The organism is Nonomuraea sp. NPDC004702, assembly GCF_053601695.1.
On sequence record NZ_JBSGCE010000080.1, the window covers coordinates 19,050 to 33,926 of the forward strand.

A 14,877-nucleotide genomic window follows, 5' to 3' on the forward strand; every position below is an offset into this window, starting at 1 on the left:
CACGGCGCGGGCCTCCTCGACCTCGCGCAGCAGCCTGGCGCCCTCCGCCGGGCATCCCACGTCAAGCAGCGTCCGTTTACTGACGGTGACAATCGCGTCCGGGCTCTTCGGACGCGGCCGCAGCGCCATGGATGACACACCGGCTATCCTTGCCCGTCCCTGACAGCGACATCGTGGCTGACCTGGGTGGGCAGGGTCGCGTAGTCGCCCGCGAACTCGACGGTGTACGTGTACTGCCCCCCGCTCGTCGGCGTGTCGACGAACCGGAACGACCGGTCGGGGGCCAGGCTCAACGTCCGCAGCCGGGTGGTGACGGTGCCGGTGGCGTCGGAGACCGTCCGCAGCACCTCCAATTTGGTCCCGGCGACAGGACCGCGCCCGCCGACCTCCAACGCGCCCCTGAACTCGAGCTCCTTGCCCACGTCGCCCTTCTTCGGCCCGGAGAGCGTGAGCGCCGACTCGCGCCTGGCCACCGTGACGGTCACGGAGGCAGTGGTCCACCGGTAGTCGGAGTCGCCGTCCCAGACCACGTCGTACTGGATCGCCCCGCCGATGCGCGAGGTGTCGGTGACGGTGAAGCCGCCATCCTCCGCGGTGGTCACAGCGGGGAGCCGCGTGGTGGCGCCGTCGGGCAGGCGGCGGGTGACGGACAGCGGCTGAGCGCCGGGAGCGGTGCCATCGGGCAGAGCGAGCCGACCGGCGATGGTCAGCGGTTCGTCCACTTTCGCGTCTGAGGGAGCCGTCATGGCCAAGGTGGATTCCGGCGAGGTGACGCCCTGCATGCGCCAGAGGTAGAGCTCTCCGGTGAGCTGATGCCTCGCCACGCCGAAGAGGTCGTTGCCCGAGAAGGCGAGGGTACCCGGGAGCACCGCGAGGTTGGGGTCGGCGTTCGTGTAGGTCCGCGTGGTGGTCGTCGCGTCGTACAGCGCCACGGCGGAACCGTACACGTCTCCGCGTGCGCCGGCGATGTGGGCGTCGTCGGGGCTGACGGCGACGGCCTGCTGAGGCGCTGCCGGACGTTGAAGATCGAGCCGCCGGGGCGGGTGGATCGGATCGTGGGTGCGGGCCGGGCTCGGTTCGAGCGGGAGTTCTGTCTGCATGTGCTGAACGGGTTGTCGGCGGATTCGGTGCGGTCGCTGTGGGAGCTGGCCACGGGTGAGGACGGGTTCCTGCTGGAGCTGAAGTCCGACCCCGGGCGGCTGGGGTTGTGGACCCCTGCAGCGTCTCGGTTTCCTGCAGTGTGCTGGAAGTCCTTGGCCGGCACCTCGCGGGCGAGCGGCGCCGTCCAATGGGTCTACTGGGACTCCGGCACCGCCCACCTGCTGCCCCGGCTGCTGCGCCTGCCCGACGGCAGCGCGCGCACGCACGGACCGCTGTTCTTGGCCCAGCGTTGTCCCGTCCCCGCCCGTTTCGGGGCAGGCCGACGACGAGTCGGGCGCGCCCCTATCGGCGGTGCACGTACAGGTAGACGGTGAAGAAGCCGTCCTCTTCGCACTTGTAGGTGCGGTAGACGCCGTTCTGCACACCGATCCTGCCGGTGCTGTCGCAGATGGCATAGGCGCGCTCGATGGGCCACCTGGTCCAGGAATCGATCGGACCTTCCCACCCGTCGGCGTGCGCGGCACTTCCTACGGCAAGCCCTCCGGCCACCGCGACGACGGCAGCGGCGACGGCGATGATCTTTCGCATGTCGGTTCCCCTTAACTGTCGCTCTTTAAGAGCGACGCGCTTCATCCGTTCAGCTACTTAGAGTGTCATTGTCGTTACAGCGCTGCCTGGAATCGCCTCTGACGGCGCCGGGCGCTCACCGCACCTTTGCCGGAATGCCGCAGACATCGCCGAAAGTATCGACTACCTGCGCGAGCGGCCCTTGGAGCGGACAGGGCGTGCCAGTGCTCCAGGTCGAGGTCCTCGACGTTGAGGGCGAGGACCTCGACGGCTCCGGTCGCGGCCAAGACCGCGAACGTGAAACAGCCCTCCTTTGGAGGCCAGATCAAAGTTCTCCGTCAGCGACACGGTGATGCCGCAGTCGCGCAGCTCGTTGACCGTGGTCAGCACGTGCCCCGCTGAGCGGCCCCACCGGTCGGACTTCCAGAACTTCAGGGTGGCGCCCGCCTTGGGCAGCACCAGGAGCGCCTCCCATGCCTGGCGGGTGGGGCGGCATGGAGCCCGGTCAGGCCCAGGCGCTGTACCCGATGGCGTCCCGGTAGACGGTGGCGGGACATTCGAGCACCTCGCCGCCGGGCATGTGCAGGTTGAGCCGCCCGCCGTTGGTGGGCTTGCAGTGGGTGACGAAGACCGGCCCGGGATAGCGGACGCTCTCGGGCCGGATGCAGTCCACGTCGTACAGCCCCAGCGGGTTGCGGAAGCGGATGGCGCCGACGAATCCCGGATCGGTGCACTCACCGACCATGCGGGCCGCACCGGAGTCACCCGCCCGATCGGTCCGTACACCGTCAGCGGCGGCCGGAGCCGCCAAGACACCTGTGGCTAGCGCGGCGAAAGCCGCCACGACCATGGTCGCGCGTAGGTGGGAACGCACATGAACCCCTCTCTCCATCCGCTGGCATCCAGCGGCTGAGCTTCCGGAACTATGACTGGTATCGGAGCCCGGTTGGGCGCCATGCGAGTCAGCAAAGCCATGAAGCCGAGGTGTCCAACAGTGACTCGGACAGGCTCGTCCAGACTCGACCACCAGCCGGCCGGCCGGGACCGGACGGCCGGCAGCCGCCGACACCACACCCTCGAACACTCTCGGTAGTCAGTCATACACTTTGCGGCAGGAAGGGGTTGCTTGAGTGGGGCCGAACGGCCCGAGACGGGAGGGCAAGGGCTGAGGGCGGCTCGTCTTCCACGTGTTTGGCGAGCTGTGCCGCAGGCCCATACCGGCTGACTGGGCCCGGCGCTCGGGTCGGCGCCATGAAGTGCAAAGTAGCTCTCTGTAACCGCTTGTGAGTGTCGACAGACCCTCGTCTGTCGACACTCGCGCCGAAAGCCGCGAGGTCGCAGGTGGTGAGCGTCGAAAACCCGTGTCGAGAATCAACGTCGGTGAACGGTTCGGTACGTGGATTCCGACAGGCACCGGTACGACGTCCTGACCTCGGGATACGCCTCTACTTTGCGGCCTATGACACCGACCCGAGCGGAGGGCCCTGATCCTCGACCTGGCCCTTGGCCCTGTCGGAGGACCGGCGCCGCGACGTCGTCCGCAAGACCAAGAATGGCCTGGAGGCGGCCCGCCGCCGCGGCCGGGTCGGCGGCCGCCCCCCGGTGGTCTACGACGACAAGCGTGCCGCGATCCTCACTCGCCGCGAGCGCGGGGAATCCATCCGCGCCATCGCGGCCGGCGTGAAGGTCTCCGTATGCACCTGGTGGACTGGATCGGCGCCGTCGTCCTGCCGCCCGCTGATGTGGGAGGCCAGGTCGGCGAAGGCGGCCGACAGTGCGGTGGGGTCCTCGGCAGGCAGATGCCATGCCAGCTGGTGTTCGTGCAGGTAGCAGTGACTAAATTCGATTACCAGACTGGTCTTGCCGATGCCACCCAGGCCATGGACCGTTATCCAGCACGGCAAGGTCGGCACGTCGGCGAGGCGATCATGCAGGCCGGCCAGTGCCTCATCACGGCCGATCAGGTGGTTCTGTCCGCCCTATGCCTCCTCTGCCTGTTGTTTGCAGTAGGCGAGGTTGTGGCGGATGTCAGCGGGTCGGAATGCTCGGCGCCCTACAGTTCTGCCAACACGAGCCCCTCGAGCAAGCCGATGCGACCGCGCGCCTGACCGGAGCATGGGCGGTGCAGCAGCCTCGCAAATCTGACGACACTCCGCCACGCGCTCAACATGGCCATGCGCCAGGACCGGCTGATCGACTTCAACCCCGCCGCCGTGCTGGAGATGCCCGCCCACGTCCGGCCCAAGCCACTGGTGTGGACCGAGGACCGGGTCCACGCCTGGCAAGCCGACTTCGCCCAGCACCGGGAGGCGGAAAAGCAGCGCCGAAGCGGGCAGCGAGTCAACCCAATCGACACCTACACCAACGCTCCCCGCCCCTCCCCTGTCATGGTGTGGACGCCCGCCCAGACCCGCCTGTTCCTCGAACATGCCCGCCGCCACCGCCTGTTCGCCCTGTATCAGCTGGTCGCGCTGCGCGGGCTACGGCGGGGCGAAGCATGCGCGCTGCGTTGGAAGGAGGTCGATCTCAACGGCCACAGTCTGACGGTGAACTGGCAGCTGGTACAGCTGGCCTGGCAGGTCCACGAAGGCACCCCGAAGACCGACGCCTCAGTACGCACCATCGCCCTGGACAGCGACACAGCCCAAGTCCTGCGCGCCCACCGGCAGCAGCAACGGCAGGAACGCCTGGCCATGGGCAAGGCATGGGTCGACAGCGGGTTCGTTTTCACCCAGCCTGACGGCACTCGCCTGCACCCCCAGCACGTCTCCGACCAGTTCCTGTGGCTGGCTTATCTGGCCGGCCTGCCACCCATCCGGCTGAACGACCTCCGACATGGCGCCGCCTCGCTCATGCTGGCCGCCGGAGTGGACATGAAAGTGGTGCAGGAAACGCTGGGCCACACATCCAGCGCGTTCACCGCCGACACCTACACCTCCGTCTACCCGCAGGTGGCCACGGCAGCGGCCGAGGAGACTGCCGCCCTGCTGCTGTTCGGCAAGGAAGACCAGGCCGAAACCGGGAGAATCGTCTCACTGAGGAGCTGACAGTCGGATTAAGCATCCGGCCCCGCATTCGCTGACTGCTCCTGGCGAGGCGGGGCCGCTGTTCTTGCTGAGCCGGCCCGGGATGGCGGATGATCATGGTGTGTGCAGGGTTGGTGCGACCGAGCACGCACGGAGCACGCAACCGCTAGACGAAAATTCTAGAATGCATCCGATCCCGCATAGTCGCAGGTCAGGCCATGATCAAAGCGCGCCCTGCAGGATTCGAACCTGCGACCGTCGGATTAGAAGTTCCGGGCGGGAGGTTCACCACGGTTCGCCATGTAGCAGGCATTCAGAATGTGTGCCCTGGCGAGCCCTGGTGAACCTGGGTGAACCTAGCCGCGTTGCTACACGCGTTGCTACATGTAGCAACGCGTGCAGACACTCCCCCGGCCGGCGCCATAAGATGCTGCCCCGGGTACGCCCGCACCTCGACCGGGCGCATGCATGTAGTGAGAGTCGATGCGATACCGCACCCACTGAGTGCTTTGCCCCAGTTTATTTCTTGACTGACTGACTGCTTCTGCCGAGCGTGGCGATTTGTGACCCACGCCGCTTCTCTGACTAACTGACTACTCGGACTACCTAACTAACTAACTAACCAACCAACTCACTCGCTCTTCGAGGCGTCTGCCCGGACTCGCCCGTCGCGGATCTGGGCCACGTACTCGCGGGTGTAGTTGGACGCCTTGGCGACCTTGGCCAGCCAGCCGCGGACTTGCGGCTCTCCTCGGTTCTCGTGGAAGGCGTCATGGATCTCGGCGAAGAGCTGCGCACGCTTGGCGTCGAGCTCGGCCCGCAGAGTGCGGATGCGCGTGAGGCGCTCCTCGTCGGTGGTCATGTTCCCATGGTGACATAAAACGCTTGGCCAAGAAAGTTGGCCAAGCCTCTTGTGTCGTGGCAGTAAGTGTGAACATAATTGGCCAAGACAGTTCACTAAGCACTCATGGGGTCCGCCCCAGCAAGAAAGAAAGAAGGCCCGCCCGGTGCGCCAACACCAGGACGGGCCCTGGAAACCCGAACCATGCACGGAAAGAGTTCCAGTGGACAACCCTATGCGCCTCAACGACGAGGCCACCAGCAGCCTGGTCTGCGCCGACGCCGAGACGGTGCAGCCCGCCTTCGCCCTCGCGCCCGAACGCCCCTGCATCCAGCTGCCCGAGGCGTGGGAGGAGGACGCGCGCAAGGCCGCCAAGCGTGCCGAGCTGGCCGTCCACATCAAGTACGACGCCACGATGGAGGCCTACGCCAAGCAACGCGAGAGCGACGAGCCCGCCTACTGGCTCTCCACGCACCCCTGCCCGGCGTGGTGTATCAACAGCGGCTTGCACAAGAGCGGAGACGCCATCGACGACCGGGAGCACGACAGCGGGGCCCAGTCCGTCAGCTTCGACTCCATGGAGCCGAGTGTGGGGTACGCCGAGTTCGCTGCTCCCGAGATGACCTTCATGCTCACGCAGCGCTTCCGCGAGGTCGAGCCCCGTGTGTGCATGGAGATGGACGGGGAGCCGCTCGCCTACGCCACGCTCGCCGAGGCCGAGCGCATCGCGAACGTCCTGCTGGGCCTGGTCGCGCTGGCGCGCGGCAAGGCCAGCTCCACATAGCAGAACGGCCCTCAGCCGGTGCTCCAACACCGGCCGAGGGCCTGGCCCACATCCACCTGCCTACACAGGGGAGAGAGCGTGACGAGCAACATACCGCCGTCCAAGTGCGCCCGCTACGAATGGTGCACCAGCCGCCACCTTGAGCCCGGCTGGCCGCACCAGGCCACCCGGGACCTCATCGAGCACATCGACGACTCCAACCTCGTCGTCGAGGTCAACCTGTACGCGCCGGCCGACGACTCCACGCCGCCCGTGGTGCGGGTCATGTTCACCGGCGACGACGGCCTCACCGCCTACATCGACCTGCCCGGCTTCACCGCGGGCTCCATCGCCTACATCATCCGCTACTTCGAGCGGCCCGGCCTGATCGACCGGCGCGGGCTGCGCGAGTTCGCCGAGCTCCTGACCGAAGGCGCCTCGATGCTGAGCGAGGTGACCGAGCTGTGAGCTGCCACATCTCGTGGTGCACGGCCAGCCACGACAAGGGCCAGAACGCGCACATGACCGTGCTCTCCTCGTTCACCAACCTGCTGCTCATGTTGGTCCTGGTCGAGAATCCCGGCGACCAGCCCGACGAGGCGTGGATTCGGATGAGCTACCGCCTCCCGGGCGGGGTGCGCGAGCACGAGGTCACCCCGCGGGCCGCCGCGGACTGGTCGGAGTTCCTGGGCGCGATCGACATGCGTGAGCTGTCGTCCATCGCCCCGGCTCTCTACCGGGCCGCGGTCATGCTCGGCGCGAGCAAGTAGAAGACCGGTCCCCGGCCTGGCGACCCTACCGCCGGCCGGGGACCTCAACCCATCCCTGCCTGAACAGGAGATCCGGCTGTGAGCCGAAACCTTACCGAGCCGGTCGCCCGACCGGACGACCCTGCCTCTGTCCGACCGGTCGACGGCATGGCCACGCGCCGCGTCGCCATCGCCGTCGTGTCGGTCATCGCGGCCGTGGCCGCCTACGTGTCGTTCCGCCACCAGCACGGGCTCGCCACCTCCGCCGGTGAGCCTCCCTCGACGGCGTGGACGCTGCCCGTCCTGATCGACGGCGTGATCATCATGGGGTCCCTCGTGATGCTCGACGCCTCACGCCGCCGCCAACGTTCCCCGTGGCTGGCCCGGCTCGCGCTGATCGCCGGCGCGGTCGCCACGCTGGCCGCGAACGTGGCGCACGGCTGGTCTGGCGGGCTGGCGTCCAGCCTGATCAGCGCGGTCGCGCCGATCGTGCTCGTGGTGGCGTACGAGCTGCTGATGGGCATGCTGCGCCGCTCCACGCACGCCAGCCATGTGCCCGACGTGGAGCCGGTCGACGACGCCGACGACCACCCCAAGGCAGCAGAGGAACCGGAGGAGGGCAAGCCCGAGCCGGCTGTGCCCAGCACGGTTGAGGAGGCAGCTCGCCTCGCGTACGAGGCGAGCGTGCTCACTCGTGAGCCGCTGTCTGAGCGCAAGCTGTCCGACAGGTTCAAGCTGACGCGTGGTGCTGCGCGAACCATCATCGGCGGGGTGGCTGACGAGCTGGTCGTCATGACGCTCCAGATGGTGGGCAAGCCGCCGCACCCCGACCAGCTCGTCACCCGGTTCGGGATCACCGAGCGGCGGGCGGTCGAGCTGATCAACGCTCGGCTGGCCGAGCAGCCCGCCGAGCCCGCTGGTGAGGTTGCAGAGGGACCCACGCTCGACCGCTTGCACCATGTGATGCTGCCAGGCGACGAGCCCTTCGTAAGCAACGGCCAGGGCGGGGGCAAGTGATGACCGTCTGGGAGTACCGCGTCGAGTCATTTCGAGAGAAGTGGTTGACCCTGGAGCGCATCCTCGACGCGCTCGGCCCGAAGGGGTGGGAACTCGTTGCTGTCCACTGGGACGGCCACCAGGCGGTGTTCAAGCGCCCGGCCGGCGGCGACGCATGACGGAACAAGCCCCCAAAGACACGCACTACGAAGTCGAGCTGGACGCCGAGCCCGACCCGGACGCGGGCAAGCCGGTCTATGCCGACGTCGTCACCGAGGAACACGAAGCGCGGCCGATCATCCCGGCCGCGCTCCGGCGCGGAAACCGCCGGCCCGCCGCCAGGCGCTTCCTCGGCCGCCTGGCGCACCGGCTCGGCTACCACAGCCTGCGAACCCCCTGGTATGCGGCTCTGGCGCTCTGGTGGGCACCCGCGGGCCTGTGGAAGGTCCTGGCAGCGGCGGGCAGGTGGGCGTTCGACAGCGACACCATGAGCCGCGCCAAGGTCACCCCCGACGCCGAGGCCGCGCTGAAGTTCATCGAGGTGGCCGACAAGCACCGCCGCCACCGCCTGCCCTGGTTCATCATCGGCCTCGCCTGCCTGCTCCTCCTGGCGCTGATCCTGGTTCGCATCACCCCGTGGTGGGTGCAAGCCGGCGCCCTCGCGGCGGTGCTCCCGATACTGGCCAAAGTGGGCCACCCAGCCGACCAGCGGATCGTGCACGCCGCGGTGGTGGCCCCCCGATTTCGCAAGATGACCCCGGACATCGTGCTGCGCGGCTACTACGCGGCCGGCCTCGGCCACCCCGACAAGAAGGACCAGCAGGTCACGTTCGGGTCAGTGATGCGGCGCGAGGGCGACGGCAGCGCCGTCCTGATCGACCTGCCCTACGGCAAGGGGTTCGGCCACGTGATCAAGGCCAAGGAGGACCTCGCGTCCGGCCTCGACGTGGCCGTCTCGCAGGTGTTCCTCACCCGCGACCCGTCCTCCAACCGGCGGCACAAGCTGTGGGTGGCCGATCGGGACCCGCTGTCCATCCCGGCTGGCCGCACGCCGCTGCTGAAGCTGCAGCCGACCGATATCTGGCAGCCTGCGCCGCTCGGGCTCGACGAGCGCGGCCAGGCGGTGACGCTGCTGATGATGTGGGTGTCCATCCTGGTCGGCGCCCAGCCGCGGCAGGGCAAGAGCTTCACCGCCCGCCTGCTTGCCTTGTACGCGGCGCTGGACCCGTACGTGAAGCTGTGCGTGTTCGACGGCAAGGGCTCGCCGGACTGGCGGAAGTTCGCGCTCGTGGCCGACCGGTTCAGCTTCGGGTTCGCCATGTCCCGCGACGGCGACCCGCTGGAGATCTTCGTGGAGACGCTGCGCGACCTGAAGGCAGAGGTGCAGTGGCGCTACCAGCGGCTGTCGGAGCTGCCCGTGGACGTGTGCCCGGAGGGGAAGCTGACGCGCGACCTCGCCCGCGACCCGCGCTACGGCATGCCCGTCCGGCTGGTCGTCATCGACGAGTGCCAGGAGTACTTCGACACCGGCGACAAGGAGCTGGACAAGGAGATCTCCGGGCTACTCGTCTTCCTGGTCAAGGTCGCGCCCGCGGCCGGCGTGATCGTGCTGGACGCTACCCAGAAGCCGGGCGGTGTCGGCTCCGGCGAGATCGCCACCCGGTTCACCGCGTTCCGCGACCAGCACCAGGTGCGCATCGGGCTACGGACCGGCTCCTACCAGGTGTCGGACATGGTCCTCGGGTCCGGCTCGTCCACGGAGGGCTACGACACCTCCACCCTGCTGCCCACCTACAAAGGCGTCGGCATGCTGCGCGGCGCCTCCGACGACACACCCACCGTCCGCTTCCACCTGGCCGACGCCGGCGACGCCGAGAAGATCCTCACCTACGCCCGGACCCTGCGGGAGAAGGCCGGCACCTTGTCCGGGATGGCCGCCGGCGAGGACGTCGCTCGTGAGGCCAGGGACGTGCTGTACGACGTGCAGCAGGTGTTCTACGGCGGCGAGGACAAGCTGACCTGGCGGCTGCTGGCCGAGCGGCTGCGCGAACAGCTCCCGGAGGGCTACGCCAGCGAGACGCAGGAGTCCATCAGCGCCAAGCTACGTGAGCTCGGCGTGGCAAGCGAGAACGTGCGGGACTCGGTCACCGGGGACCCGCTCAAGGGCTGCAAGCTGGCCGCGGTGAAGCAGGCCGCGGAGCGGCGGGCCATCGAGCCAAACGGTAGCGGTAGCGGCCGCCCGGTCCTCCGGTGAGCCCGGTCAGGCCATATCCCGGCCTTGGGCAGGATGGCCGCTACCCGCTACAAGGATGCGTTTCCCCATGTCAGCCAGTAGCGGGCCCTGTAGCGGCGGCGCTACATGTAGCGGGATCGCCGCTACAGGAGGGAGGGCCACAATGGACCCGTTCACCGCTCTGCTGATCGCCGCGGCGGTCGTGGCCGTGCTCTACATCGCTGTCGCCCGCAACCCGCTCACCCGGTGCTCCCGCTGTGGGGGTAGCGGCATGGTCCGCTCGTGGGTGCTGCCGTGGCGGTACCGACCATGCAAGCGTTGTCGACGGTCGGGCGAGATCCGGGGACGATTCGGGCACTAGATCCCAGCACAGAAGCGTCTAGGAAGGACGCAGGCCCCCGCTCTGGCTCCCCTCCAGAGGCCAGAACGGGGGCGGTCTGTAGGTCCCCGCCCGATGTTTGGCCCACCCAGCAAAGGGATGGTCGAGCGGGGACCGGTCTATGAAGTCGCTGGTTGCAAGTCGTCCAGGGCAACGAGGAGCTGCCTGGCCAGCGCGTAGTCGAGTTCGCGGAACGCGTCCAAGGGCATCTCCACTACCTGGCCGGCCGCGATCAGGCGGGGGCCGACCGGCTTGAACACCTCCGCCACCACCCCGTACGGCTCGATGTCCCGGGCGGTGTAGACCAGGGCGCGCCGACGCAGCCGTGGGCAGAGCGTCCGCGCGGCCGGGATGCAGGCCGGGCAGGTGGGCGGCGCGTTGGTGAACGGCCTGCCCGCCGGGGTCGTCCCGGGCGGTTCGGCCATCACCCACCAGATGAGGCTGTCTCCGTCGGTGGCGGATCTGCCGCACACCTGACAGAGGGCGTGCAGCATGCAGCGGCGCTGCCGGCGCGTGTTCACGCGCTTCCAGTCGGGGTTACCTGCCCGGGACAGGCCGTGCCGGTGCCAGAGGACGCCGAACATCCAATCCGTTGGTACGGCGTCCACGTAGGACAGACGCATGCCGTTGGTCGCCTCAGGGTGTGAGGCGAGGGCGAGCTGGTAGTCGACGTCTTCTCCGTCGTAAGCCGTGATGTAGGGCACGGTGAGCGTGGTCATGCCTGCTCATCCGGTTCCGGGATGACCTGCTCGACCAGGTGACCGCCCGCGCGCTTGCGGCAGGCAGTACCTGTGCGGCCCTCCCAATCGCCGTCGGCGTTCTCTTCAACCGTGTCGCCGCATGCCAGACAGAACAGGAACCCCGTCACCGCAGGGCTCCCGTTTGGGGGCTGGGGTCAAAGCGAGGAGCGCAATGGGCCATGGCTGTCATCGTAAGGAAACTAGATAGCCATGTATAGCGATACATAGCTTTCCATGCGTTCGTGCAGCTAGGGGTGGCCATACGTTGATCGCGTGAGCAACCCGCCATTCGATCCCGATGAGGACAGCCCCGAGTACGTTTACATGCGGCTGGCCGATCACATCGAGGCCCGCATCCGGTCCGGCGAACTAAGCCTGGGGCGTCGCCTACCCGCCGAGCGGGACCAGGCCGCAGAGTATGGCGTCGCCTACTTGACCGTGCGGCGAGCGATGAAGGAACTACGCAACCGGGGTCTGATCAAGAGTGTGCTGGGACGCGGCACCTACGTAGTGAATGAGCTACCCACAGAAGGCGATGGGTCCGCCTGACCTGCTGTGCTACTAGCCGTACCCCAAGACCCTCGATCATGCCAGTGAAGCGCGAAGTTGATCACCTTCTCGCTTGTCAGTAGGAGCCGCCGCCTACGTCACAGACATGAAACGGGGCCGGGCCACCCGTAGGTGACCCGGCCCCGTACGTCCGCCGCCGTACCGCTCACGCGGGTGCCACAGCGTCCCGTGGCAGAGGCGAGCAGATGGGTGCCCGGGTCGAGTCCCCCTCCCGGTCTCGCTCCCGGGCAGGCCACAGGTTATCGCGGCAGGTCCTCAGACCGCCGGGCATTCGGCACCGCCCACACGCCGAGCGATGTGAGCACCGCCAGCGTGATGTCGATCCACTCCTGAGGAGAGATCACACCATCGGTGACAGCCGACTTGGCGACCACCACAGCGGCGAACAGCGCCGCCACGAAGGTCTTCGCGTACTTCCCTACGTTCATGTCGCTCTCCTCAGGACGCGGGGGTGGGAGTCGGGGACGGAGCGGGGACGGTCTTGCAGTCGTACGTCAGCACCACGTCCACCGTCTTCGTGCACGTCTCGACGGCGGCGCCGCGCTTGTAGACGACAGTGGCGGGCGGCGGCGGGACGACCGGGATGGCGTTGAGCGTAGGCAGCTTCACCTTCCGCTCCCCCGCCTTGCACTTGCCGTACTGACTGCGACGCAGGGCCAGCGGCTCCAGCAGCCGCACAGCGCCAGTCTTGACGTTGATGCACACGCCGTACTGCTTCGCAGGCGCGGCGGCACTCGCAGATGCGGCACCGGTCACACCGAGGCCGACGACGAGAGCGGACAGGACGATCGCGCTCTTGTAGCGCATGAGGATGCTCCTCGGGGATGGGGATATAAAAGAGGCGGCCCCTCTGTGGGACCGCCTCGGGTGACTGAGAACCGCGCTCAGGACGACGTTTCTCAGTCGTAGATCAGTTGGTTTCGTCGTGCCAGCCGGGCACCAGGCCGTCAGCCCAGGCCACAGCTAGAGACGTCTCAGCGTGCTCGCGTAGACCGTCCTGATCGACGGCACCGAGCTCGTCGTATGGGGAGCCTTGAGGGCTGTTCCAGCGAGCCCACAGCCTGGAGAACAGGCCGTCGCTCACGACACCCTCAGCAGGACAGGCCAGGTCGCCGGCCCAACGATCCCGTCATCCGTCAGGTTCGCGCGCCGCTGACAGGCCTTCACGTCCTCGCACAGAGCCGCGTCGAAGACGGTCTTCTCCAGCCACGACTTCAGACCTACCGGCCCGCCGTACACGGCTTCGTTCAGGCCTCCCCGCGCGAACAAGACAGCACGGAGCGTCTTCACGTCGTAGCTGTCGTCCTTCAGCTTCAGCGTGGGCAAGGCCTTCACGATGTCCTCCATGGGGTTCTTGGCCGGCGCGTCGACCAGCTCGGCGGGCATGCCCGCGTTCACCCACGCCTGCAACTGCGGGCCGGGGCATTCGGTCGGGTAGCGGTCACCGTGGCCGAGCTTCTTCAGGGGTCGTCCGGCCTTGCGGCAGGCTTCGTCGTACAGCCAGCGGATCGACCGCTTCGCGGCGTCGGTTGGGTTGTTCTCGCCGATGTAGGCGACGCCGATCCCCGTCCGGTTGTGGTTGGGGCAGTGGGCGCCGACGACGAGCCAGCCGCGGCCTTCGTAGATGACGCCGCCGTCGTCGACGAGGAAGTTGTAGCCGATGTCCGACCAGCCTCGGGAGGCGCCCATGTGGAAGTCCTGGATCGACCTCAACGTCTGCGCGGGAGGACCGTCGGTGTGGTGGACGAAGAACTCCGTCCGGACGCTCCATGGCACGGTCAGGCGGTTCTTCGGGTCGCGGGCATTCCAGCCGGCCCGTGCGATGACCTTCACAGCGCCTCCTTGTGCTTGCGGCGCTTGGCACGCCAAGTGCGGATGATGATGGCCAGCCGCCATCCAATGACGACCGGGAGACCCACGAACGCGATGTTGCGGAGAAGCCGGATGGTCTCGTTGTCGGGGAACCACACCCGCAGCGACCACAGGCTCGCCAGCGCCGCCACAACGCCCTGGAAGGCGAACACATGCCTGCCGGCGGGCGTCTCCCACCAGCGCGCCAGCAGCGCCTGAGAGACCACGCAGGCGAGCGCCAGCAGCGCCGTCACGATCAGGAGGACGTTCGCGGCCATGAACCACTGGTCACGCATGGCCGCCTCCGAACGCGTCGTCCAGCAGCGCGGCAAACCCGTTCGCCTCCCGCAGCTCACGCAACCGTTGAGTGATCGACCGGATTCGTCTGGCGCGTTCGCGTGCCTGCCGCAGCTCCTGCTGAGCCCGGAGTTTCGACTCCGCGGCTTCCTGCTCGGCGCGTCTCATCTCTTCCTCTGGCGTCATCGCTGAGCCTCGCTCTGGCGCTTGCGTATCTCTTCCAGCAGCGCCATTGCTGTCTGGCTGCCCTCGGCCGCGGCTTGAAGCGCAGCGCGGGTTTCTTCGGCGTGCCCCTTGCGGGTGAGGTCGTGCGCCTGCCGCTCGATCTCGTACAACTTGCGCCACTGCTCGGCTTCCTTGGTGAGCCGGTCCACAGACGGTTTCGGCGCGATCCAGCCCTTGAGAAAGAGGACGAATGCGAGCCCGGCCAGACCGGCGTTCAGGAGGATGCCGATGATGTTCGGGTCCTGCACGCGCACCTCGATCTCGTTGAGCTGGTAGTTGGGGTGCCGTCCCGCCCGCACCCTCAGAGAGCAGGACGACACGACTAGGGACCGCCCGCGTCTCCCTCAGGGGCGAAGCGCGAGCCCACGCGGACGGCCACGAACAGGTGAGTCAGACGATGAAGCCGTTCAGCCGCATCGTCGACAGGAGCGCGTTGAAGCGGCTCTTGGTCTGGTTCATGAGCGCCTGCTCGAAGCTGCTGTAGGTGGAGCCGGCGTCGCCTGCGGTGACGTCTCCCGGGTCGCCGATCGTGACCGGCG

The 14,877-nt window shown here is 67.8% G+C and carries 21 protein-coding genes; 8 read left to right on the plus strand and 13 right to left on the minus strand.

The features are described from left to right. Positions 1-143 precede the first annotated feature (143 nt). The 4 genes from ACWEJ6_RS47515 to ACWEJ6_RS47530 form a co-directional block, all read right to left on the minus strand. On the minus strand, positions 144-1,100 hold the full coding sequence (locus ACWEJ6_RS47515) for a hypothetical protein (protein ID WP_452431955.1): 957 nt from the start codon (positions 1,098-1,100) through the stop codon (positions 144-146). Positions 1,101-1,443: 343 nt separating this feature from the next. Continuing rightward, positions 1,444-1,689 carry a hypothetical protein gene (locus ACWEJ6_RS47520; RefSeq protein WP_357706136.1) on the minus strand — a complete coding sequence of 82 codons (246 nt, stop codon included), beginning with the start codon at positions 1,687-1,689 and terminating at the stop codon, positions 1,444-1,446. Positions 1,690-2,173: 484 nt separating this feature from the next. After that, entirely contained in the window at positions 2,174-2,413 is a 240-nt protein-coding gene (locus tag ACWEJ6_RS47525) for a hypothetical protein (protein WP_387683376.1), read from the minus strand. A gap of 862 nt (positions 2,414-3,275) precedes the next feature. After that, positions 3,276-3,581, minus strand: coding sequence for a hypothetical protein (locus ACWEJ6_RS47530; RefSeq protein ID WP_452431957.1), 306 nt, complete (start codon positions 3,579-3,581; stop codon positions 3,276-3,278). Positions 3,582-3,836: 255 nt separating this feature from the next. Here ACWEJ6_RS47530 and ACWEJ6_RS47535 point away from each other — a divergent pair, with 255 nt between their 5' ends. Beyond that, on the plus strand, positions 3,837-4,715 hold the full coding sequence (locus tag ACWEJ6_RS47535) for a site-specific integrase (protein WP_452431958.1): 879 nt from the start codon (positions 3,837-3,839) through the stop codon (positions 4,713-4,715). Between the two features lie 610 nt (positions 4,716-5,325). Here ACWEJ6_RS47535 and ACWEJ6_RS47540 read toward each other — a convergent pair. Further along, entirely contained in the window at positions 5,326-5,556 is a 231-nt protein-coding gene (locus tag ACWEJ6_RS47540; RefSeq protein ID WP_452431959.1) for a hypothetical protein, read from the minus strand. 202 nt (positions 5,557-5,758) lie between these two features. On the opposite strand from ACWEJ6_RS47540, the gene ACWEJ6_RS47545 reads away from it, so the two are divergent. The 6 genes from ACWEJ6_RS47545 to ACWEJ6_RS47570 all read left to right on the plus strand — a co-directional run bounded on the left by ACWEJ6_RS47545 (position 5,759) and on the right by ACWEJ6_RS47570 (position 10,297). After that, a complete protein-coding gene (locus tag ACWEJ6_RS47545; protein ID WP_452431960.1) occupies positions 5,759-6,319 on the plus strand; it encodes a DUF6907 domain-containing protein in 561 nt (186 codons plus the stop codon). Between the two features lie 78 nt (positions 6,320-6,397). Then, positions 6,398-6,766, plus strand: a complete 369-nt coding sequence (locus tag ACWEJ6_RS47550) for a hypothetical protein (RefSeq protein WP_452431961.1) — start codon at positions 6,398-6,400, stop codon at positions 6,764-6,766. Then, a complete protein-coding gene (locus ACWEJ6_RS47555; protein ID WP_452431962.1) occupies positions 6,763-7,068 on the plus strand; it encodes a hypothetical protein in 306 nt (101 codons plus the stop codon). The genes ACWEJ6_RS47550 and ACWEJ6_RS47555 overlap by 4 nt, the downstream gene beginning before the upstream one ends. A gap of 78 nt (positions 7,069-7,146) precedes the next feature. After that, positions 7,147-8,064 carry a DUF2637 domain-containing protein gene (locus ACWEJ6_RS47560; RefSeq protein ID WP_452431964.1) on the plus strand — a complete coding sequence of 306 codons (918 nt, stop codon included), beginning with the start codon at positions 7,147-7,149 and terminating at the stop codon, positions 8,062-8,064. After that, complete coding sequence (locus tag ACWEJ6_RS47565) at positions 8,064-8,222, plus strand: hypothetical protein (RefSeq protein ID WP_452431965.1); 159 nt, start codon at positions 8,064-8,066, stop codon at positions 8,220-8,222. The genes ACWEJ6_RS47560 and ACWEJ6_RS47565 overlap by 1 nt, the downstream gene beginning before the upstream one ends. After that, the gene (locus tag ACWEJ6_RS47570; protein ID WP_452431966.1) at positions 8,219-10,297 is read left to right on the plus strand and encodes a hypothetical protein; all 2,079 of its coding nucleotides are present in this window, start codon (positions 8,219-8,221) and stop codon (positions 10,295-10,297) included. Before ACWEJ6_RS47565 ends, ACWEJ6_RS47570 begins: the two co-directional genes overlap by 4 nt. A 477-nt stretch (positions 10,298-10,774) precedes the next feature. Here ACWEJ6_RS47570 and ACWEJ6_RS47575 read toward each other — a convergent pair whose 3' ends face one another. Then, positions 10,775-11,374, minus strand: a complete 600-nt coding sequence (locus tag ACWEJ6_RS47575) for a hypothetical protein (RefSeq protein WP_452431967.1) — start codon at positions 11,372-11,374, stop codon at positions 10,775-10,777. After that, complete coding sequence (locus tag ACWEJ6_RS47580) at positions 11,371-11,523, minus strand: hypothetical protein (protein WP_452431969.1); 153 nt, start codon at positions 11,521-11,523, stop codon at positions 11,371-11,373. The genes ACWEJ6_RS47575 and ACWEJ6_RS47580 overlap by 4 nt, the downstream gene beginning before the upstream one ends. Before the next feature lie 145 nt (positions 11,524-11,668). On the opposite strand from ACWEJ6_RS47580, the gene ACWEJ6_RS47585 reads away from it, so the two are divergent. Continuing rightward, positions 11,669-11,944: a GntR family transcriptional regulator gene (locus ACWEJ6_RS47585; protein WP_452431970.1), complete on the plus strand. Its 276-nt coding sequence runs from the start codon at positions 11,669-11,671 to the stop codon at positions 11,942-11,944. A gap of 260 nt (positions 11,945-12,204) precedes the next feature. On the opposite strand, the gene ACWEJ6_RS47590 is transcribed toward ACWEJ6_RS47585, so the two are convergent. The 6 genes from ACWEJ6_RS47590 to ACWEJ6_RS47615 all read right to left on the minus strand — a co-directional run bounded on the left by ACWEJ6_RS47590 (position 12,205) and on the right by ACWEJ6_RS47615 (position 14,637). Next, on the minus strand, positions 12,205-12,393 hold the full coding sequence (locus ACWEJ6_RS47590; RefSeq protein ID WP_452431971.1) for a hypothetical protein: 189 nt from the start codon (positions 12,391-12,393) through the stop codon (positions 12,205-12,207). Positions 12,394-12,403: 10 nt separating this feature from the next. Further along, entirely contained in the window at positions 12,404-12,772 is a 369-nt protein-coding gene (locus tag ACWEJ6_RS47595) for a hypothetical protein (protein ID WP_452431972.1), read from the minus strand. A gap of 273 nt (positions 12,773-13,045) precedes the next feature. Then, the gene (locus ACWEJ6_RS47600; protein ID WP_452431973.1) at positions 13,046-13,798 is read right to left on the minus strand and encodes a peptidoglycan recognition protein family protein; all 753 of its coding nucleotides are present in this window, start codon (positions 13,796-13,798) and stop codon (positions 13,046-13,048) included. Further along, a complete protein-coding gene (locus tag ACWEJ6_RS47605) occupies positions 13,795-14,112 on the minus strand; it encodes a putative phage holin (protein WP_452431974.1) in 318 nt (105 codons plus the stop codon). Before ACWEJ6_RS47605 ends, ACWEJ6_RS47600 begins: the two co-directional genes overlap by 4 nt. Further along, positions 14,105-14,299, minus strand: a complete 195-nt coding sequence (locus tag ACWEJ6_RS47610; protein WP_452431975.1) for a DUF7620 family protein — start codon at positions 14,297-14,299, stop codon at positions 14,105-14,107. Before ACWEJ6_RS47610 ends, ACWEJ6_RS47605 begins: the two co-directional genes overlap by 8 nt. Further along, entirely contained in the window at positions 14,296-14,637 is a 342-nt protein-coding gene (locus tag ACWEJ6_RS47615) for a hypothetical protein (RefSeq protein ID WP_452431976.1), read from the minus strand. The genes ACWEJ6_RS47610 and ACWEJ6_RS47615 overlap by 4 nt, the downstream gene beginning before the upstream one ends. Positions 14,638-14,877: the final 240 nt, after the last annotated feature.